Here is a 20,555-nt window from a genome sequence, read left to right as displayed (position 1 = left end):
AGCGGAATCATTGAACATGGACGGAAAATGGAAAAAAAGCCAATGAACGGCCATTTCGCATATAGATCAATGACTTACAGCCATGAGCTTGCTAGCGGACATAGCGGTCGCCGCTAGCGGAATTAGCGATCCTCAACAACTCCTCTGCGATCAAGGGTGACATAGGACTCAAATTACTCCGGGCAGCAGCTCGATGCTAGAGCCGGCGAGAAATCCTTGCCGCGTTGTGAGAACCCCTGGCGGCATTCATCTACGAGCAAGACGCGCATCGCGGTATTCGCTGTGTACTTTCATGCCGTGTTCAGCGATTAGTCGCGTGTGGCGATCGCGCATGCTGGACCCTGGACGGGGCTTGACGGTCCGTGGGGCAGAGTCAGCGTGACAGCCCCGTCTGACACGGCATCGAGTGCGGGCACCGTATCGCCTATGGACTTGTCTTCCTGCCAGACGCGCTCCAGCGCGCTCATGCCACCCGCCAGTTGCACTGCCCCGATTAGCCTGGCGTGCGCAGCGACGAGGTGCCTCACATGCCACTTCAGTGCTTCAATCTGCACGCTTTGCCCTTTGGCATCTTCAACGGCCGTCGCATCCCGCGTGTGCAATCCGGCTGCTATGGCGCACGCTTCGCCCTGTCGTCGTCATCCCACTCTTTTGGCCGGATTCCAGGCGGCATAGCCGTTCAATCATTTGCTGGCGAGGTCTGCATTCAGCGTAGCCCTCGAGCAGCAGCGTTTGGACGCGCCGCACCGCAGCCAGATCGCTCTCTCTCTATCGCGGAAAGGGGTTGGCGAGTTTCCATAGTACGCCGAGGTGAATTGCTCAAAAAACACCTCGTCGCCGGGATAGGGATGCTCTCTGCCAAGGCCAGGACACCCGTTTATCTTCTATGGGCTTGGAAGATGGAGTCAGGTGTAGGCGATTGATTGCGCTTCATGAAACAACTGCATTGACGATGCCGGCTGGACCGATGAAGCGGCTACCATCAAAAAATGTCCCCAATCACTTGCCGCAACCATGCATGCCCATGATCAGTCTGGTAGCGCTCATGCCAATACAGGGACACGCTGAGGGCCGGCAGGGAAATCGGAACCTCCCGGATCACTGTATTGGTACTGCGTACCAGGGCGTTGGCGACGCTGCTAGGCAAAGTCGCAATCATGTCGGACTCGGCGACCACATGCGGGCAGGCCAGATAGCTCGACAGCGTTACCGCCAGTTGCCGGCTCCGGCCTAACCCTTCCAGCGCTCGGTCGATCCGCTCGCTGAAATAGCGGGTATGCGCGGCTAGGTCGATGTGCTTGTAACGCAGGAAGGCGTTGAGGTTCCAAGGGCGCTCCAGGGAAGGATGGCCGGCGCGCATCAAGCATACGGTCGGCTCCTCGAACAGGAAACGCGCGCGCAAGTTCGGCGCTGGCTCGGGGTAGTAGCCCGCAATCATCTCGACATGGTTAGTCTCGAGCATGCTGAGTCCGTGCTGCAGGCGCGCCGGCAACACGCGTAACTGCATGTGAGGCGCCTCCTGCGCCACCTTGGCCACGACTTTGGGCAACATGGCGAACTGTACATAGTCGGTCGCATAAATTGAGATCACCCGCTTGCTGCTGGCCGGTGAGAATTCCTCGCGCGGCGCGGTGGCGGCTTGCCATTGCTGCAGGATAGGCGCCAAGGTCCGATGCAACTCAAGCGCCCGTGCGGTGGCCTTCCACTGCGCACCTTCGCGCACTAGCAGCGGATCGTTGAACAGCCTCCGCAGGCGGCTCAGCGCCGCGCTCATGGCGGGCTGGGAAAGCTGCATCTGCTCGGCCGCACGGGATACGTTGCGGCACGAAATCAGTGCATCAAAGTGGGCGACAAGGTTCAGGTCGGCACTTTTCATGGAATCGGTCCATTAGGAACACAGCTTAAGCGAGCTCCGTGCCAACGTCAGAGGCTGTCAGTGGACATTGGCAGCCATGCCAGCGGCGGCGTGCAGTATTTGTCTGATGGATACCAGTATAACGGTGACAGCATCGCGTGGCGGCCGGCCAGCTGCCTAAGATGATGTCAACCGGCTTCGTCGCACCAGCCCCGATTCGACCCTGGCCATGCATCCGCGCACGGGGCTGGCTAGCCTGCCAGCCAGAAGCCAGTGAGCGCATGCAGGCAGTTGCGCTGCCTGTTTCCCCACTACGGAGAACTAAGTGATGCCTACCCTGAAGCACCTGTTGTCCTGCCTCCCCATCTTGTGTCCACTCCTGTTGGGCAGTACCAGTGCGCACGCGCAAGCCCCCTGGCCTGCCAAGGTGATCCGTCTGGTAGTGCCGTTTGCCGCGGGCGGCTCGACGGACCTGATCGCACGCAAGATCGCGGAGGATCTGGGGGAACGCGTCAAGGGCACCGTGGTGGTGGAGAACCGCCCCGGCGCGGGCGGCACGGTGGGCAGCGAGTTCGTAGCGCGCCAGCCAGCGGATGGCTACACCATCCTGATGGGTTCGGTGAGCACCCATGCGGTGGCACCCAGCCTGTTCGCCAAGCTGCCGTACGACCCGCTTAAAGACTTCACGCCGCTCACCATGGTCGCCACCATCCCCAACGTGCTCGTAGTGAACAACGCGGTGCCGGCCGGCAATATGAAAGAGTTCGTGGGCCTGCTAAAGCGCGAGCCGGGCAAGTACGCCTTTGCCTCAAATGGCCAGGGCACCTCCAACCACCTGGCCTTCGAGTTGTTCAAGTCCACCGCGGGGGTATCGCTCACCCATGTGCCCTACAAGGGCTCGGGCCCCGCCATGGCCGACCTGATCGGCGGACATGTGAACAGCATGATGGATGTGGTGATGACCTCCTACGGCTACATCAAGGGCGGCAAGCTCAAACCCATCGCCGTGACGTCGCTCACGCGCTCGCCGATGCTGCCGGAGGTGCCCACGGTGGCGGAGTCCGGCTATCCGGGATTCGAGGCCATTGTCTGGTTCGGCCTGTTCGGGCCGCCAAATATGCCGCCCGAGATCGCGGGCCGCCTGTCGCGCGAGCTGATGGCGGTCATGCACGACAAGAAGATGAGCGCCTACCTCACAGAGCAAGGCGCCCAGCCGTCAGGCATGTCCCCGGCGGAGTTCACCCAGTTCATCCGCGCCGATATGGCCAAATGGCACAAAGTGGCGGTAGCCGCAGGCATCAAGCCCGAATGAGATGCTGCCGGGCTGCCCTTGCCGCCCGGCGGGCAGCCAAAGCGCGCGTTCAACTCCTGATCTCCCAACATCCCGATTCTCCCCGTCTTCACCAGCGCAACCCAGGAACCCAACATGTACCGAATCGGTATCGACGTCGGCGGCACTTTCACCGACTTCACCATGATCGACGAGGCGGCCGGGGCCGTGCAGTTCCATAAGGTCCCCTCCACCCCGCACGACCCGTCCGAGGCCATCGAGCGCGGCATTGCCGAACTGCTGCGCGACCACGGCGTGGCACCCGCCGATGTGGCGCACGTGGGCCATGGCACCACCGTGGCCACCAACCTCATCATCGAGCGCAAAGGCGCGGCGGTGGGCCTGATCACGACCCAGGGCTTCCGCGACATCCTGGAAATCGGCCGGCAGACCCGCCCTCACCTGTTCGACTACAGCGTGACCAAGCCGCCGGTGCTGGTGCCCCGCGCGCACCGCATCGAAGTGCCCGAACGGCTGGATGCCCAGGGCCACGTCGTAACGCCACTGGACGAGGCGGCCGTGCGCCGCGCCGCGCAAGCCTTCCGCGCCGCCGGCCTGGAGGCAGTGACGGTCTGCTTCCTGCATGCCTATCGCAACCCTGCGCACGAGCAGCGCGCCCGGGCCATTGTGGAAGACGTCATGCCCGGCGCGTATGTCAGCCTGTCGAGCGAAGTGCTGCCGGAATTCCGAGAGTACGAGCGCCTTTCCACCACCGTGCTGAATGCAGCCGTGGGCCCGCGCATGGCGCGTTACCTGGATCGCTTCATGGCACGCGTGGCCGAGCTGGGCATTGCCCCGCGCCCCTACACCATCCACTCCAACGGCGGCCTGATGTCGGCCGCCGCGGTGCGCCAGTATCCGGTGCGTACTTGCCTCTCCGGCCCCGCCGCCGGCGTGGTGGGCGCGGCCGCGGTAGGCCGCGCCATCGGCCGGCCCGACCTGGTCACCTTCGATGTCGGCGGCACCAGCACCGACGTCTCGCTGATCTCCGCGGGCCGGCCCCTGTTCACATCGAACCGCCAGGTGGCCGGCTATCCGGTCAAGACGCCGATGGTGGACATCCACGTGATCGGCGCGGGCGGCGGCAGCATTGCCTGGCGCGACGACGCCGGCTCGCTCAAGGTCGGCCCGCATAGCGCGGGGGCCGTGCCCGGGCCGGTGGGCTATGCGCGCGGCGGCACCGAGCCCACCATCACCGATGCCGAAATCACGCTGCAGCGCCTCAACCCGGTCGCGCTGCTCAAGGGCCGCATGCCGGTGGACCTGGCCGGTGCCCGCCGTGTGATTGCCGAGCAGGTAGCGGCGCCGCTGGGGATCCCGCTGGAAGACGCCGCCGAGGGCATCATCCGCATCGCCAACGCCAATATGAGCCGCGCCATCCGCGCCGTGTCCACCGAGCGCGGCTACGACCTGTCGCGGTTCGCGCTGTACGCCTATGGCGGTGCCGGTCCGCTGCACGCGGTGGAGGTGGCCGAGGAATGCGGCATTCCCGTGGTGATCGTGCCGCAAGAGCCTGGCACCATGTGTGCGCGCGGCATTCTGCTGACCGATATTTCGTTCGACTTCGTGCGCAGCGAGATCTCGCTGGCCGATGGCGCCGGCTGGGAAGGCGTGGTCAGTGCATTCACCCAGTTGCGAGGCGAGGCGCAGGCCTGGCTCGAGGCCGAGCATGTGGCGCCGCACAGCCAGCGCCTGCACTACGCTATCGACGCCCGCTACGATGGCCAGAACTTCGAGGTCCAGGTGCCGATGGAGGCCATCGACGGCGACAAGCTGGCGTCCTTCCTGGCGGCCTTCGAGGCCGAGCATGCGCGCGAGTACGGCTACCAGGTGCCGGGGCGCGCGGTGCAGATCATCAACTGCCGGGTGCAGGCGGTCGGCAAGGTCATCAAGGCCCCGCTCGCGCCGGCCCGCGCCGGCGGCACGCTGGCGCAGGCGCTGCAGGGAAAACGCGAGGTCTACCACGGCCGCGCGCATGGCTGGCGCCTGACGCCGGTCTACGACCGAGACCAGCTTTGGGCGGGCCTGCGCATCGATGGCCCGGCAGTGATCGAGGAAATGAGCTCGACCACCGTGCTCGGCCCCACCCACCATGCCGAGGTCGACACCTATGGCAACCTCATCGTCACGGTAGCCGGCGGCCAGCGTGAGCCTGTCCCCACCATCAATGCAAGCCAGGAAACCCAGGAAGGCGAACATGTCCACTGAATCCAACCGCGCCGCAGCACCCAGCCAGGATGCACTCGCCGACCCTATCGAGATGGAAGTGTTCAGCAACCGGCTGCTGTCCATCACCGAGGACATGAACAACACGCTGGTGCGGGCCTCGTTCTCCACCAATATCAAGGAGCGCAAGGACTGCTCGGTGGCGCTGTTCGATGCTGCCGGCCGGCTAGTGGCCCAGGGCACGCAGATCCCGCTGCACCTGGGCTCGCTGAACGGCGCCATCGAGGCCGTACTGGCGCAGTTTCCCGCCGATACCATCCGAGACGGCGATGCCTTTATCTGCAATGACCCCTACCTGGCCAACGGCAGCCACCTGCCCGACATCAATATCGTCACGCCGGTATTCTGGGAAGGCACGCTGCGCTTCTTCACCGCGAATATCGCGCACCATTCCGACGTGGGCGGCGCGGTTCCGGGGTCCATCGCCGGCACGCTGCGCAGCATCTTCGAGGAAGGCGTACGCATCCCGGCCTGCCGCATCGCGCGCAGCGGCGAGCTCAATGATGACCTGTTGCGCCTGGTCTGCAGCAATACCCGCGACCCCGAGGAACGCATGCTGGACCTGCGCGTGCAGATGGCCACCAACGCGCGCGGTGCCGAGGCGGTGCGCGGGCTACTGCGCCAGATGGGACTCGAGGCGGTGCTGCGCTCGGTGGAAGACGTGATCCGCTATACCCGCCGCCGACTGGCCAACCGCGTGGCCGAGCTGCGCGAGGGCAACTACACGTTCACCAGCTATCTGGACGACGACGGCATGGGCGGCGATCCGGTGCCCATCTGCGTCACCCTGACCGTGGCGGAAGGAAGGCTGCATTTCGACTTCACCGGCTCAGGCAAGCAGGCGCGCGGCGCCATGAACCTGCCGATCAACGCCTTGCGCGCCACCGTGTACTACGCGGTCAAGGCGCTGCTGGACCCGGAACTCGTGCCCAATGCCGGCATGTTCGACCCGATCACCATCAGCGCGCCGCGCGGCACCATCACCAATCCCGAGCCGCCCGCCGCGGTGGGTGCGCGCTCCATCACCGCGCAGAAGGTAGCGGGCGCCATCTTCGGCGCCTTCCGCGGCCTGCTGCCGGCGGAGAAGATCATGGCCTCGGGCAACGACTCCTGCCCGGCCATCGTGTTCTCCGGGCGCCTGCGCCAGCGCGCGGGCGACTTTGTCTACCTGGAGACGATTGGCGGCGGCAGCGGCGCGCGCTATGACGGCGACGGCATGGACGCGGTGCACGTGCATATGACCAACACGTCCAACCTGCCGGTCGAAGCGCTGGAGAACGAGTATCCACTGCGCATGGATGAGTACGCGATGATTGCCGACTCCGGCGGCGCCGGCCGCACGCGCGGGGGCTTAGGCATCGCCAAGCAGATCCGCGCGCTGGTGCCGGGCATTGTCTTTTCCGCGCGCTCGGACAGCCATATCGTAGGCGTGCCTGCTGGCGTGGATGGCGGACACGATGGCCGGCGCGCACGGCTGGTACGGAACTCGGGCACCGCGCAGGAAAGCGAGCTGTTCTCCAAGACTGCCAATATCGCGCTGGAAGCCGGCGAGAGCGTGCGCATGGAGACGCCCGGGGGCGGCGGCTATGGCGATCCTGCGCAGCGCAGCGCACAGGCGCTGGCGCGGGACCTGCGCGATGGCAAGGTGACGCCCGCCGCGGCGCGGGAAGCCTATCCCGGTTACGTCGACGCACAACCCTGAGGCACGCATGGGGCACGCGGCGCAATCGGACCTGCGCCGCGCGCGCCGAGCTTCATGCCACCACCAGGTGCGGTTCCAGCTGCGCGATCGCGAACGCGCGCGTGTGGGCGATAAACGATTTCAGCAATAGCGACGGCGGCCGCTGGGTTGAGAACAGCACGGAAAAATCCGTCGTCAACTGCGGTTCGAAGACGCGAAAGCAAATGCCGTTGCCGCGATACTCCAGCGCGGTGATCGGATCGATCAGCGCCACCCCCAGTCCCGCTTCCACGAACGCGCAGATGCTCCACGACACCTGCGTCTCCACCTGCAGCTGGCGCTCGATCCCATAGGAGGCGAACAGCGCATCAATCTGCAGGCGCGAATCCAGCGCGCGTGGATGCGATACGAATTTCTCCCCCGCCAGGTCGTGCGGCCGGATCACCGCTTCGCTGCATAGCCGATGCCCGACCGGCAGCGCGCACACCATCCGCGTGGAAATCAGCCGCTCACCATGCGTGCTGGGGTGGTTCATCGACAGGATCGCCAGCCCGACATCGCAGCGCTGCCCCACCACCATGTCCACCACGGTGCGGGATGAGTGCGTCAGCATGGAGATCTGCGTCTGACCGTGCTGCGTCAGGAACTCCGCGATGGCGCGCGGCAGGAAGGATAAGGCCAGCGCGGGCGCCGCGGCAATCTGCAACGAGCCGCGCTGCAACTCGCGGATGTCCCGCGCGGCCAGTGCGATGCGCTCCACCCCAACCAACGAACGCTGCACCTCCTCATAGAGCACCTGGGCCTCGGCGGTCGGGTACAACCTTCCGCGCACACGCTCGAACAGCGCGAAGCCGACCGATTCCTCGAGGTCGGCAATGAGCCGGGTGGCGGCCGGCTGTGAGATATGCAGCATTTCCGCGGCGCGCGTCACCGTCTGGCACAGCATGACGGCGCGGAAGGCTTCGAGTTGTCGGATTTTCATTCCGCAAGTCTATAACACCATATTATGGATAGGCCAAAAAAAAGAATTTTCCAAGCGTCGTCCGTCCCTCTAATCTATGCCAGGCAGCAATGATTCAAGCAGCTTCTTGCCGAATTTTCTGTTGCGGTGCAACCATAACGTTTATGCATTGATTTGGTGAGGCATCGCTCATTACTGGTGCACACGGAGGAAGGAAAAGATGAAGCAGCACATTGTGGCGGCGGCCATCCTGGCGGCATTCTCGGCATCGGCGGCCGTGGCGCAGCAGCCCACCTTGTATGTGGGCTCCTACGGTGGCTCGACCGAGAAACTGTTCAAGGAAAAGATCATCCCGGCCTTCGAGGCAAAGGAAAAGGTCAAGGTGGTGTACGTGTCCGGCAACTCCACCGACACGCTAGCCAAGCTGCAGGCCCAGAAGGGCAGGCAGGAGCTGGACGTGGTCCTGCTCGACGATGGTCCCATGTACCAAGCGGTGCAGTTCGGCTTCTGCGACACGCTGAAGGATGCGCCGGTGTACAAGGATCTGTATCCGCTTGCCCGCCTCACTGACAAGGCCACCGCCGTGGGTGTGGTGGCCACCGGCCTGGCCTACAACACCGAAGCCTTCAAGAAGGCGGGGCTGCCAAAGCCCGATTCCTGGGAAGCGCTGGCGGACAAGAAGCTGAAGCAGAAGATCGCCATCCCGCCCATCAGCAACACCTACGGCCTGCAAACGCTGGTGATGTTCGCCAAGCTTCGCAAGGGCAGCGAGCAGAGCATCGATCCCGGCTTCACCGCACTGACCAGGGAAGTGGGGCCCAACGTGCTGGCCTGGGAACCGTCGCCCGGCAAGATGACCGAACTCTTCCAGAATGGCGATATCTCGCTGGCCGTGTGGGGCAGCGGCCGCGTGCAGAGCCTGAAGGATACCGGCTTCCCGGTGGAGTTCGTCTACCCGAAGGAAGGCGCTCCCGCCTTGATGATCGCGGCCTGCCCGGTGGTGCAAAGCGATGTGCCCGCGCAGGCGCAGGCGCTGGTCCAATACCTGTTGACACCAGATGTGCAAGCCATGCTGGCGGACTCGCAGGGCTGGGGCCCGGTCAATGCCAAGACCGCGCTCGATGCCAAGGTATCGGCCAAGGTGCCCTATGGCAAGGCGCAGATCGACAAGCTGCTGCCGACCAACTGGACGCTCGTCAACGACAAGCGCGCCGAGTGGACCAACCGGTGGAACCGCACTGTGGAGCGCTGAAACAGCGCCCTTTCCCGTAATTGCCACGATAGACGGAGCCTCTTGCGGGGGGCGCCGCGCCAACCACGAAAAGACCATGACGTTCCTCACCCTAGACAGTCTCGCCAAGGCCTATGGCGGCTTGCACGCCGTCGAAAACCTGAGCCTGGAAGTCAAGCGCGGCGAGTTCCTCTCCCTGCTTGGTCCATCCGGCTGCGGTAAGACGACCACCCTGCAGATGATCGCCGGCTTTGTGGAACCCACGCGTGGCAGCATCCTGCTCGATGGCCGGGACATCACCGCCCTGCGCCCGGAAAAACGTGGCATGGGCGTGGTGTTCCAGAGCTATGCGCTGTTCCCGCACATGACAGTAGCTGCCAATATCGGCTTTGGACTGGAGATGCGCGGCGTGGCCGGCGCCGATCGCAGCCGGCGCATTGACGAGACACTTGAGCTGGTGCGCCTTGGTGGCCTTGGCAAGCGCTATCCGCGAGAGCTGTCCGGCGGCCAACGCCAGCGCGTGGCGATCGCCCGCGCGCTGGCCATCCGGCCCGAGGTGCTGCTGCTCGACGAGCCGATGTCCAATCTCGATGCCAAGCTGCGCGAGGACATGCATATCGAGCTGCGGGCCATCCAGCGCCACCTCGGCATCACCACCATCCTGGTGACACACGACCAGGTCGAGGCCATGACCATGAGCGACCGCATCGCCGTGATGCATGGCGGGCGCATCGTGCAGCTGGCCGCGCCGTTCGAGGCTTATGAACGACCGCAGTCCGCCTTTGCTTCCGGCTTCCTCGGGAAGACCAATGCCATCCGCGGCGTGGTGGAAAAGACCAACCCACGCTGCTGCGAGGTCCGCCTGGGCGCCACGCTCGCGCATGTGCCACATGAAGGCCGCGAGATCGGCAAGGAAGTGCACGTCTACGTGCGCCCCGAAAAAATCCGTCTGGAGCAGGCCAGTGCCGGCGGCATCCCCGCCACGGTGCGGACGCGCCTGTTCCTCGGCAACCACTGGATGCTGGAAGTGCAGAGCGCGCTAGGGCTGCTGCGCGTCAGCCAGCCCAATCATGGCACCGCGCCACCCGAAGAGGGTTCGGTGGTCAGCGTGCTGTGGTCGGACGACGACCTGCGCGTACTGACGGCGGAGCAACATCATGGCTGACACCACCGTCTCCACCCTGCCCTCCGGCGCCCCGGCCGCGCCCGCCAAGACCGCCACGGCCAGCGGCGATGCGCATGCCGGCTCGGCGCCCTGGCTGCTTTCGGGTCCCGCGCTGCTGCTGTTCGCCTCCATGCTGCTGGTGCCGCTCGCGCTCACCGCCTTGTTGTCGTTCCATGTATTCGACGGCACGCGTGGCGTGCTGCCCGACCTGACCGTGGCCAACTACCTGGAGGTCCTGGGCGACAGCTACTACCACGAGATCTTCCTGCGCACAGCGGGCCTTGCACTGGCTGTAACCTTGCTGACCGTCGTCCTTGGCGTGCCCGAGACCATCATCCTGGCGCGCATGCAGAGTCCCTGGCGCGCGTTATTCCTGATCGTGATCCTGGGGCCGCTGCTGATCTCGGTGGTGGTGCGCACGCTTGGCTGGGCCATCCTGCTAGGCAACAACGGGCTGATCAACGAGGCCCTGCAATGGATGGGCATTGTCGACGAGCCGGTCAAGCTTGTCTTTACCATGACCGGCGTGGTGATCGCGCTCACTCACGTGTTGATCCCCTTCATGGTGATTTCCGTATGGGCCGCGCTGCAAAAACTCGACCCGCAGGTCGAGAACGCTGGCCTGGCCTTTGGCGCGTCGCCCTTCACTGTGTTCCGCCGCATCATCCTGCCGCAGATCCTGCCGGGCATCCTGTCCGGCGGCATCATCGTATTCGCCCTGGCGGCATCGGCCTTCGCCACGCCGGCCATCCTGGGCGGGCGCCGTCTCAAGGTGGTAGCCACCGCAGCTTATGACGAGTTCCTCAACACGCTGAACTGGCCGCTCGGCGCGACTATCGCCGTGCTGCTGCTGATCGCCAACGTGATCATCATCGTGGGCTGCAACCGGCTGGTTGAGCGGCGTTTCCGCCAGGTGTTCGAAGGCTGAAGAGAGAACAAGAGAAGAAAATCATGCGCAAGAACGGACTGTTTTCCCTGCTCTACCACAGCCTCTTCATCGCCTTCATCGTAGCACCGCTGGTGGTGGTGGTGGCGGTCTCATTCACTGGCAAGGGCTATATCTCCCTGCCTACAGACGGGTTCTCGCTGCGCTGGTTCCGCGCCATCGGCGACGCCCACGAGATTGTCGACGCGTTCTGGCTGTCGCTATGGCTGGGGCTGGCCTCGGCCACCATCGCGGTGGCGCTGGCCGTGCCGGGCGCGCTGGCGCTCACCCGTTATCGCTTTCCGGGGCGCGGCGCGCTGATGGGCTTTTTCATGTCGCCGCTGATGATCCCGCACATAGTGCTTGGCGTGGCTTTCCTGCGCTTTTTCACCACGGTGGGTGTGAGCGGCTCGTTCTTCTGGCTGGCGCTGACGCACGTGGTGGTGGTGATGCCCTATGCGCTGCGCCTGGTACTGGCAGCCGCCACCGGACTGGACCACGACGCGGAACGGGCGGCGCTGTCGCTCGGCGCGAGCCGCTTCACGGCGTTCCGGCGGGTGGTGCTGCCACTGATCCTGCCGGGCGTGGCGGGTGGCTGGATGCTGGCCTTTATCCAGAGCTTCGACGAACTCACCATGACCGTGTTCGTCGCCACACCGGGCACCACCACGCTGCCGGTGGCCATGTACAACCAGATTGCCCAGACCATCGATCCGCTGGTGGCCTCGGTGTCCACGGTGCTGATCGTCGGCACACTGGTGCTGATGGTGCTGCTGGACCGCGTCGTCGGGCTCGACCGCGTGCTGATCGGAAAGAACTGAACGCCCGCGCAGGCGTGTTTCGCAACCCACTCTCATCATGACCACAAGCGATCTTATTGTCATCGGCGGCGGCCTGGTCGGCACCGCCATCGCCTACGGCGCAGCCCGCAGCGGCGTGCGCGTGACCGTGCTGGACGAAGGCGACGATGCCTTCCGTGCCTCGCGCGGCAACTTCGGCCTGGTCTGGGTCCAGGGCAAGGGCTACGGCATGGCGCCCTATGCCAGCTGGACCATGGGCTCGGCGCGGCGATGGCCTGCGCTGGCCGCCGCGCTGCTGGAAGATACAGGCATCGATGTGCAACTCAAACAGCCTGGCGGTTTCCACCTTTGCTTTTCCGCCGAGGAGATGCAGGCGCGCGAGGCGCGGCTGCAACGCATTCGCGACGACCTTGGCGGCGACTATCCGTTCGAGATGCTGGACCACGACATGCTGGGCGCGCGCCTGCCCGGCATCGGACCGGACGTGGCCGGCGCCAGCTACACGCCGATGGATGGCCACGCGAATCCTCTCAAGCTGCTACGTGCCTTGCACACGGCATGCCAGCAGCGTGGCGTACGGATACTGCCCCGCCACGGCGTAGGACAGATCGCACGCGATGGCGCGGGCTTTGTCGTGGAAGCCGGCGGTACGCGCTTTGAGGCGCCCCGCATTGTGCTGGCATCCGGCCTGGGCAATCGCGCGCTGGCCGGGCAGATCGGGCTGCATGCTCCGGTGGCGCCCAACCGCGGCCAGGTCCTGATCGGCGAGCGGGCCTCGCACTTCCTCGATCATCCCACCACCTATGTGCGGCAAACCGACGAGGGCACCATCCAGCTAGGCGACTCGATGGAAGACGTCGGGTTCGATGACGGCACAACGGTGGACGTGCTCGGCGCGATCGCCAGTCGCGGCGTGCGCAGCTTTCCCGCGCTGGCCAGTCTCAAGCTGGTGCGCGCCTGGGGTGCGCTGCGCGTAATGACCCCAGACGGTTTCCCGATCTACCAGGAGAGCGCCGCTTGCCCCGGCGCCTTTGTCACCACTTGCCACAGCGGCGTCACGCTTGCCGCCGCCCATGTCTTTCATGTAGCGCCGTGGGTCAGCGGCGGCGCCAGGCCCGAGGGCATTGACGTATTCACCGGCGACCGCTTCCTCAATACCAACCAGGTTTTCCATCATGCCCACTGAAGCCCTGTTCCGCCCGCTTGCCAACGGCGCCGTCATGGTGACGATCGAATTCAACGGCCAGCCCCTGCGTGTGCCCTCCGGGCGCAGCGTGGCTGCCGCGCTGCTGGCCAGCGGCGTGACGCCCTTGCGCACCACCCCGGTCAGCGGTGCCCCGCGCGCGCCCTACTGCATGATGGGTGTGTGCTTCGAATGCCTGATGGAGATCGAGGGCCAGCCAAGCCGTCAGGCTTGCCTGGTGCAGGTGCGCGAAGGCATGACCGTGCGCAGCCAGCATGGCGCGCGCGACCTTGAGATTGAGTTCACAGCGCCGGTGACCGCAACCGAGAAGGAGGCCGACCATGTCTGAGCAGCAATGCGATATTGCCATCATCGGCGCCGGGCCGGCCGGCATGGGCGCTGCCGTAGCCGCCGCCGCCCACGGCGCGCGCGTGGTGCTGCTGGACGAGCAGGAGGCCCCTGGCGGCCAGATCTATCGTGCCATCACGGCAGCCACGCCGGAGCGGCTGCGCATCCTCGGGCCGGACTACGCGGCCGGCGCCGCCCTGGCCAAGGCCTTCGCCGCCAGCGGCGCACTGCACATCACCGGCGCGGCGGTGTGGCAGGTCACGCGCGAGCGTGTCGTGCATTACCTGCGCGATGGCGGCGTGGCGAGCCTGCAGGCCGGGCAGGTCATCCTATGCACCGGAGCCATGGAGCGGCCCTTCCCGATTCCGGGCTGGACCCTGCCCGGCGTGATGACCGCGGGCGCGGCGCAAATCCTCCTCAAGAGTGCCGACCTCGCGCCCGTCGAGCCGGTGGTGCTGGCCGGGTGTGGCCCGCTGCTCTACCTGCTGGGGTGGCAGTATGTGCGCGCCGGGGTGCCCATCCGCGCCATCGTCGACACCACCGATGGCGCGGACTACCGCCGCGCGCTATCGCACCTGGGCGGCGCGCTGGCGGGCTGGCGCTACCTGAAGAAGGGCCTGGCGCTGATGCGCACGCTCAGGAAGAGCGGCGTGCCCTTCTACAAAGGCGCCACCGGCCTGGCCGTCGAGGGCGACGATGCGGTGCGCGCGCTGCACTTCACCAGCGGCGGGCGCGAACATCGCATCGAGACCCGCACCGTGCTGCTCCACCAGGGCGTAGTACCCAATACGCAGTTCACCTGGGCGCTGCGTGCCGCGCATCGGTGGGACGATATCCAGTTGTGCTGGCAGCCGCAAGCGGACCAATGGGGTGCGCTCGACATTCCCGGCATCTATATCGCCGGCGATGGGCGCGGCATCGGCGGTGCGCTGGCAGCACGCCTGCAAGGCGAACTGGCCGGACTGGCCGCCGCGCATGCGGCAGGCCGCCTGGACGCCGCCGAGCGCGACCGCCACGCAGCGCCCGCCCTCGCGGCGCTGCGCTCGCACCTGCAGATCCGCCCCTTCCTCGATGCGCTGTATCGCCCCAAGGCCGCCAACCGCGTGCCGGCGGACGGGGTCGTCGTGTGTCGCTGCGAAGAGGTCACGGCCGGCGAGATCCGTGCGTTTGTCGAACTCGGCTGCGGTGGTCCCAACCAGACCAAGTCCTTCGGCCGTTGCGGCATGGGCCCGTGCCAGGGCCGGCTCTGCGGGCTGACCGTAACGGAGATCATCGCGCAGGCACGCGGCGTGCCGCCGCAGGAAGTGGGCTACTACCGTATCCGCCCGCCCATCAAGCCGATCACCCTTGGCGAGCTTGCCCGTGAAGCCTGATGCCAAACTAGGGGCCGATGTCATCGTCATCGGCGGTGGCCTGCAGGGGACTTCCAGCGCGCTGCAACTGGCGCGACGCGGCCTGCGGGTGACGCTGCTCGAAGCGGAATACTGCGGCCGGCACGCTTCCGGGGTGAATGCCGGCGGGGTCCGCACGCTGGGCCGGCATGTGGCCGAGATCCCGCTTGCACTCGCCGCGCGCAAGCTGTGGCACCGCCTGGCCGAGCTGACCGGCGACGATGCCGATTTCGTACCGAGCGGCCAGCTCAAGGTGGCGGAGAGCGAGGCCGAGATGGAAGTGCTGCGTGACCGCGTGGCACAGTTACAGGCGCTGGGATTCACGCACGAGGCGTTGGTGGACGCCCACACCGTGCGCGAACTGGTGCCATCCATAGCGCCCCATGTCACCGGTGCGATCTGGGCGCACGAAGATGGCCATGCCCTGCCCTACCGCGCCGTGACTGGCTTCCGGCGCGCGGCCGAGCGCGCCGGCGTGGCGATCCACGAAGGCACGCCGGCGCTGCAGGTGGAGCGCATGGGAAACCACTGGCTAATCCGCACAAAGCGCGGCACCTTCAGCGCCAGCCATCTCGTCAACACGGCGGGGGCATGGGCCGGCGAATTTGCGGCACAGGTCGGCGAGCCGGTGCCGGTGCAGGCCGGCGGCCTGATGCTGATGATCACTTACCGTGTTGCGCCTTTCGTCAAACCGGTATTGGGCGCCACTGGCCGGGCCCTGTCGTTCAAGCAGTTCGCCAACGGCACTGTGCTGATCGGTGGCGGACTGCGCTGCGAGGCGGATGCGAAAGCCCGCCACGGCGAAGTCGACATGCTCAAGCTGGCGACCAGCGCACAGACCGTTACCGCGCTGTTCCCCCACCTCGGCCCGCTTGCGATCAACCGCGCCTGGGCGGGCGTGGAAGCCTTCATGCCGGACGATATCCCCGTCATCAGCCGCAGCCGCACAGCGCCCGACCTGGTGCATGCATTCGGCTTTTCCGCGCATGGATTTGAGCTGGGGCCCATCGTAGGCCAGATCGTTGCCGAACTGGTCACCGAGGGGCATGCCTCACTCCCTGTCGAAGCCTTCGCCATCGATCGCTTTGGCAAACCCCAGGGCACGCAGGCTGCAACCCAGCGCGGTTAGGCCAATACCGTCTTCATCACCCTCCACCACACCACCCTCAACCAACCACCAACAGGAATCGCACATGAGCCAGATCCAGCGCTATCAATCCACCAAACGCCTGTCCCGCCTGGTCGTCCACAACGACATCGTCTACGTAGCCGGCGTCACCGCCGGGGACACCACCGCCGACATCGCCGGCCAGACCCGCGACGTGCTCGCGAAGATCGACGGCTATCTGGCCAGCGTCGGCGCCGACAAAGAGAAGCTGCTGTCGGTGCAGATCTGGCTGAAGGACATCGCCCGCGACTTCGACGGCATGAATGCCGCCTGGGAGGAATGGATCCCCGAGCACGCTGTACCTACGCGCGCGACGTGCGAGGCCAAGCTGGCACGCCCCGAACTGCTGGTCGAAATCATCGTGACGGCGGCGCTCTAACCCAGGGGCGGGTGCATGGGCCGCCAGGCGCACATGCAAGAGGCGCTAACCGGGACGCTTTATCGGTCCGATTGGCGCCGCCGGCGCATTGATAATTGTCGCTCGCCAACTGCAGGTAAGCCTTGGCTCCGGAAGCTCCCCGAGCCTGTAGTCCATGCCAGGCTCGGCATCCGGCTTTGTCTCCTCGCACCACTGGCGCAAGGGCTGGGCGCGCTGTATGAGGACCTTCCGTTCGATACCGAATGGGTGCTCGCCTGGGCGCCCGTCGGACGAATGTTGCGGCACGTCGATTGCTCTTTCACGCCTCTGGCTCATGGGCGTCTCACGGCCAAGGGATCGGCGTGCGGCGCGCGCGTTATCGCAACCAGCGACTGCTCCGAAACCCAACTGATTTGTCGTGTCGAGTGCAGGGATGCGATGCCGGATGGCAAATCGTCGGCCCACTACACCGCGCAGGTGCGCGCACCCCTTATGGTGGGCGCGCATCACTTCGCTCAAGTTTTCGCACGAAATCGGCATGAAATCCGCCGAATTCTACGCGCTGCGAGCACTGGACTGATCGCGCCCTTGAGGCGCGGTGTGCCTGCGCACTTGGTCTCAGCCGCGATCGAGCTGCTTCGGATCCTGAAGTAAGGCTGAGAGCACTCCAACGCACGGCCAAGGCGATGCAAAGATGTCACTTCAACCTTGACGCAGCAGTTGGGCCGCCCGGTCGTACACCTTATCGATCGCTGCGATCAGAACCTCCCGTTCCGACTCGGTCAGTGCTGACAACAGAAAGTCCTCCCGCGCCTCCACCATAGGAACAATCTTCCTGTAGAGGGCAGTCCCTGATGGCTGCAAGGTGACTAGCCAAGCACGCCCATCCTCCGGGTCAGACGTTCTGATCGTCAGCCCGTCCCTCTCGAGTCGCGCGAGGGCGCGGCTCACCCGCATTTTGTCGAGCGTCGAATTCTCCATGATCCACGATGTTTTCATGGCTCCCTGGCCTGCAAGCGCTGCCACGATCCGCCATTCGTCACGGGTCAGTCCGAAGCGCTCCGCATATACCTGGGCAGTGGCCTGGCTGACGATCTCTGCAACCCGGGCCAGCCTGTAAGGAAAGAACTTGCGTAGTTCCACGACTCGATCACCTCCATTTTAATATCAGATGATACCAGATCGTCGTTTTTGATTTAGATCAATATTCTTGGTTTACGGCAAGTACTTTGCCTGTACCACCATTGACGAAGATGGACCTGCTCACTACAGTAACATTTGTTACTATCTAAGTGCGCTTGAACACATTGACACCGGAGACAACATGCTGACCCAACGCATACACCACGTAGCCTATCGTTGCCGTGACGCCAAGGAAACGGTCGACTGGTACACGAAACACCTCGACATGGAGTTTGTCCTTGCCATTGCCGAGGACAGTGTCCCTTCCACCAAGGCTCCAGATCCGTACATGCACGTCTTCCTGAATGCGGGCCAGGGTAATGTGCTGGCGTTCTTTGAGATCCCGAATTCGCCGCCGATGGGCAGGGATCAGAACACCCCGGACTGGGTTCAGCACATTGCATTCCAGGTCGACAGCGAGGACGTTCTGGAGCGCACGAAGGTACGGTTGGAGGCGGCAGGCATTCCGGTCACCGGCCTGACCGATCACGGCATCTTCAAGTCGATCTACTTCCTTGACCCGAACGGCCACCGAGTGGAGCTTGCAGCGGATTGCGCTACCGAAGAACAGATGCGCAAGCTCGACGACGTGAAATGGGCAATGCTCGAGGAATGGGCGGAAACGCGACGCGCCCCCCGACAAGCGGCCTGGTTGCACGAAAAGGAGTTCTCCCAAACAGCGCAGAGCCACGCCTGAGCCTGGAGGACGTCGCATGCTTCACGCTTACGAATACCCTCGCTTTCCCTACCTGCAAACGGACGAGCAGCGCACCGGACAGGTCCGCCGCCACCCGGTCGTCATCATCGGTGCTGGCCCAATCGGCCTGACCGCCGCCCTGGAGTGCGCCCGCCATGGCATCCGCGCGATCGTGCTGGACGACAACAACACGGTCAGCCTTGGCTCGCGGGCGCTCTGCTACGCGAAGCGGCCGCTCGAGATCTGGGACCGTATTGGCGTCGCCGGACGCATGGTCGAGAAGGGCGTCCAATGGAAGATTGGCAAGGTCTTTTTCCATGAGGACCTGGTCTACCAGTTCGATCTTCTGCCCGAGTCTGGACACAAGATGCCAGCCATGATCAACCTCCAGCAATACTACCTGGAGGAGTATTTGGTCGATGCGTGCCATCAGAGCGAAGAGATCGAACTACGTTGGAAGCATCGCTTATTGAGCCTGTCGCAGGAGAACGATCACACCCGTCTCACCGTTGAAACGCCTGATGGCGTGTTCATCATGGAAGCGGACTGGGTTATCGCTTGCGATGGCGCCAACAGCGATACGCGCCGCATGGTCAATGCAAATTTCACGGGACAGTTCTTCCAGGACCGCTTCCTGATCGCTGACGTCGTGATGAAAGCGCCTTTCCCTGCCGAGCGCTGGTTCTGGTTCGACCCGCCCTTTCATCGTAACCAAAGCGTGTTGCTGCACATGGAAGCGGACAACGTCTGGCGGATTGATTTCCAGTTGGGCTGGGACGCCGACCCGGAGGAAGAGAAGAAGCCCGAGAAAGTCATCCCGCGAATTCAGGCGATGCTCGGTATGGACGTCGAGTTCGAGTTGGAATGGGTTTCCGTCTACCAGTTTGCCTGCCGGCGGGTTGACCACTTCCGCTACAACCGGGTTCTCTTCGCTGGCGACGCTGCTCACCAGGTATCACCGTTCGGAGCTCGTGGCGCCAACACTGGTGTTCAGGACATCGACAACCTCATCTGGAAGCTTAAGCTCGTCATGGACGGTAAGGCGCCGTTTTCGCTTATCGACACCTACCACGAAGAGCGAGCCTTCGCTGCGGACGACAACCTCAGGAACTCGACCAGATCAACAGATTTCATTACGCCGAAGAGCCGGGCCAGCCGTCTCCTGCGTGATGCCACGCTCCAGCTTGCCGAGACCGAGCCCTTTGCCCGCGGTCTTGTTAACAGTGGACGCTTGTCGACGCCGACGCCCTACGTGAGCTCGTCGCTGAACACGGCAGACGCTGGCGAGTTCGATAGCAGGATGTGTCCTGGCACCAACTGCGCCGATGCCCCCGTAACAGTGGGCGGGCGCGCTGTTTGGTTCCTCAATGCGCTTCCGTCGGGCTTTTCGTTGCTCGTTTTTGGGGGCAGCGAAAACCCGCATGAGGTAAATCTGCCCGGCTTCGATGTGTCTGTCCTACAGGTAGGCCGCGATTTGCTCGATTCGGAGGGATTGCTTGCGGAGCGCTATGACGGCCGCCCAGGCACAACCTATCTGATTCGGCCGGATCAGCATGTGGCGGCACGCTGGCGCGAGTTTGACGTGGACTGGATCAGAGCAGCCATTCATCGTGCAGTTGGTCACTAAAGGAGGGGCACATCATGGCGCTTGAGCATCAAGCCAACATCTCGGATCCAGACGGCTTCTACGAGGAGCTGATCGGTTGCCAGCGCGATCTGTCGGAGGAGAATGCACTCCTGTTCCAGGCACGCCTGCTGCTGGTCATGGCTAACCACATCGGCGATAGGAAGATTCTAACGGAGGCGATGGTCGTGGCAAGGCGTGGATTGCCACAGCGTTAAGCACATTGCTGTTGCCCCCGAAGAGCTACATTCTTCGGGGGCAACATTAGTCTTCCAGGCACTTCTGCTGTATCGCGCAAAAGGGTCGTGATTTGCTCAACATGTCCATCCGGCCATGCAGTGCGTCTGCCAGAACCCCGGGTTAAGGTTGGAGTTGGAACCCTGGCGATTAATTGCATTTTTCGCGTCAGGGTGATGCTCGCCATCCCGAC

General features: G+C 64.4%; 18 protein-coding genes. 15 read left to right on the top strand and 3 right to left on the bottom strand.

Annotation, left to right across the window (positions count from 1 at the left end; translation table 11 throughout):
• Positions 1-982: 982 nt before the first annotated feature.
• Positions 983-1,876: a LysR family transcriptional regulator gene (locus CF70_RS00120; protein WP_200876666.1), complete on the bottom strand. Its 894-nt coding sequence runs from the start codon at positions 1,874-1,876 to the stop codon at positions 983-985.
• A 307-nt stretch (positions 1,877-2,183) separates the two neighbouring features.
• Between CF70_RS00120 and CF70_RS00115 the strand changes: the two genes are divergently transcribed.
• The 3 genes from CF70_RS00115 (at position 2,184) to CF70_RS00105 (ending at position 7,113) form a co-directional block, all read left to right on the top strand.
• Entirely contained in the window at positions 2,184-3,167 is a 984-nt protein-coding gene (locus tag CF70_RS00115; protein WP_035858755.1) for a Bug family tripartite tricarboxylate transporter substrate binding protein, read from the top strand.
• Positions 3,168-3,281: 114 nt separating this feature from the next.
• Positions 3,282-5,393: a hydantoinase/oxoprolinase family protein gene (locus tag CF70_RS00110; RefSeq protein ID WP_051647926.1), complete on the top strand. Its 2,112-nt coding sequence runs from the start codon at positions 3,282-3,284 to the stop codon at positions 5,391-5,393.
• Entirely contained in the window at positions 5,383-7,113 is a 1,731-nt protein-coding gene (locus CF70_RS00105; protein WP_035858752.1) for a hydantoinase B/oxoprolinase family protein, read from the top strand. The genes CF70_RS00110 and CF70_RS00105 overlap by 11 nt, the downstream gene beginning before the upstream one ends.
• A gap of 52 nt (positions 7,114-7,165) precedes the next feature.
• On the opposite strand, the gene CF70_RS00100 is transcribed toward CF70_RS00105, so the two are convergent.
• Positions 7,166-8,074, bottom strand: coding sequence for a LysR substrate-binding domain-containing protein (locus tag CF70_RS00100; protein WP_035858750.1), 909 nt, complete (start codon positions 8,072-8,074; stop codon positions 7,166-7,168).
• Positions 8,075-8,273: 199 nt separating this feature from the next.
• Between CF70_RS00100 and CF70_RS00095 the strand changes: the two genes are divergently transcribed.
• The 9 genes from CF70_RS00095 (at position 8,274) to CF70_RS00055 (ending at position 16,643) form a co-directional block, all read left to right on the top strand.
• Positions 8,274-9,305, top strand: a complete 1,032-nt coding sequence (locus CF70_RS00095) for an ABC transporter substrate-binding protein (protein ID WP_035858748.1) — start codon at positions 8,274-8,276, stop codon at positions 9,303-9,305.
• Between the two features lie 76 nt (positions 9,306-9,381).
• On the top strand, positions 9,382-10,449 hold the full coding sequence (locus CF70_RS00090; protein ID WP_035858746.1) for an ABC transporter ATP-binding protein: 1,068 nt from the start codon (positions 9,382-9,384) through the stop codon (positions 10,447-10,449).
• The gene (locus tag CF70_RS00085; RefSeq protein ID WP_035858745.1) at positions 10,442-11,377 is read left to right on the top strand and encodes an ABC transporter permease; all 936 of its coding nucleotides are present in this window, start codon (positions 10,442-10,444) and stop codon (positions 11,375-11,377) included. Before CF70_RS00090 ends, CF70_RS00085 begins: the two co-directional genes overlap by 8 nt.
• 23 nt (positions 11,378-11,400) lie before the next feature.
• A complete protein-coding gene (locus CF70_RS00080; protein ID WP_035858743.1) occupies positions 11,401-12,195 on the top strand; it encodes an ABC transporter permease in 795 nt (264 codons plus the stop codon).
• A 37-nt stretch (positions 12,196-12,232) separates the two neighbouring features.
• Positions 12,233-13,360: an NAD(P)/FAD-dependent oxidoreductase gene (locus tag CF70_RS00075; protein ID WP_035858741.1), complete on the top strand. Its 1,128-nt coding sequence runs from the start codon at positions 12,233-12,235 to the stop codon at positions 13,358-13,360.
• Entirely contained in the window at positions 13,350-13,706 is a 357-nt protein-coding gene (locus tag CF70_RS00070) for a (2Fe-2S)-binding protein (protein ID WP_035858739.1), read from the top strand. Before CF70_RS00075 ends, CF70_RS00070 begins: the two co-directional genes overlap by 11 nt.
• Positions 13,699-15,078 (top strand): NAD(P)/FAD-dependent oxidoreductase, encoded by a 1,380-nt coding sequence (locus tag CF70_RS00065; RefSeq protein ID WP_035858736.1) that lies wholly within the window; start codon positions 13,699-13,701, stop codon positions 15,076-15,078. The genes CF70_RS00070 and CF70_RS00065 overlap by 8 nt, the downstream gene beginning before the upstream one ends.
• Positions 15,068-16,225: an NAD(P)/FAD-dependent oxidoreductase gene (locus CF70_RS00060; protein ID WP_035858733.1), complete on the top strand. Its 1,158-nt coding sequence runs from the start codon at positions 15,068-15,070 to the stop codon at positions 16,223-16,225. Before CF70_RS00065 ends, CF70_RS00060 begins: the two co-directional genes overlap by 11 nt.
• A gap of 64 nt (positions 16,226-16,289) precedes the next feature.
• Entirely contained in the window at positions 16,290-16,643 is a 354-nt protein-coding gene (locus CF70_RS00055) for a RidA family protein (RefSeq protein ID WP_035858729.1), read from the top strand.
• Between the two features lie 681 nt (positions 16,644-17,324).
• Here the strand turns inward: CF70_RS00055 and CF70_RS00045 are convergent.
• A complete protein-coding gene (locus CF70_RS00045; RefSeq protein WP_035858723.1) occupies positions 17,325-17,765 on the bottom strand; it encodes a MarR family winged helix-turn-helix transcriptional regulator in 441 nt (146 codons plus the stop codon).
• A gap of 181 nt (positions 17,766-17,946) precedes the next feature.
• Between CF70_RS00045 and CF70_RS00040 the strand changes: the two genes are divergently transcribed.
• Genes CF70_RS00040 through CF70_RS00030 form a run of 3 tightly spaced genes read left to right on the top strand, consistent with a single transcriptional unit; the run spans position 17,947 to position 20,343 of the window.
• Positions 17,947-18,501 (top strand): VOC family protein, encoded by a 555-nt coding sequence (locus CF70_RS00040; RefSeq protein WP_035858720.1) that lies wholly within the window; start codon positions 17,947-17,949, stop codon positions 18,499-18,501.
• Between the two features lie 16 nt (positions 18,502-18,517).
• Positions 18,518-20,128: an FAD-dependent oxidoreductase gene (locus CF70_RS00035; RefSeq protein ID WP_035858717.1), complete on the top strand. Its 1,611-nt coding sequence runs from the start codon at positions 18,518-18,520 to the stop codon at positions 20,126-20,128.
• 14 nt (positions 20,129-20,142) lie between these two features.
• Positions 20,143-20,343, top strand: coding sequence for a DUF2783 domain-containing protein (locus CF70_RS00030; protein WP_035858714.1), 201 nt, complete (start codon positions 20,143-20,145; stop codon positions 20,341-20,343).
• Positions 20,344-20,555: the final 212 nt, after the last annotated feature.

The sequence above is a fragment of the Cupriavidus sp. SK-3 genome (assembly GCF_000611145.1).
In the GTDB taxonomy this organism is placed as follows: Bacteria; Pseudomonadota; Gammaproteobacteria; order Burkholderiales; family Burkholderiaceae; genus Cupriavidus.
Note: the sequence above shows the minus strand (reverse complement) of the source record. Positions and strands in the feature narration are given on the sequence as shown.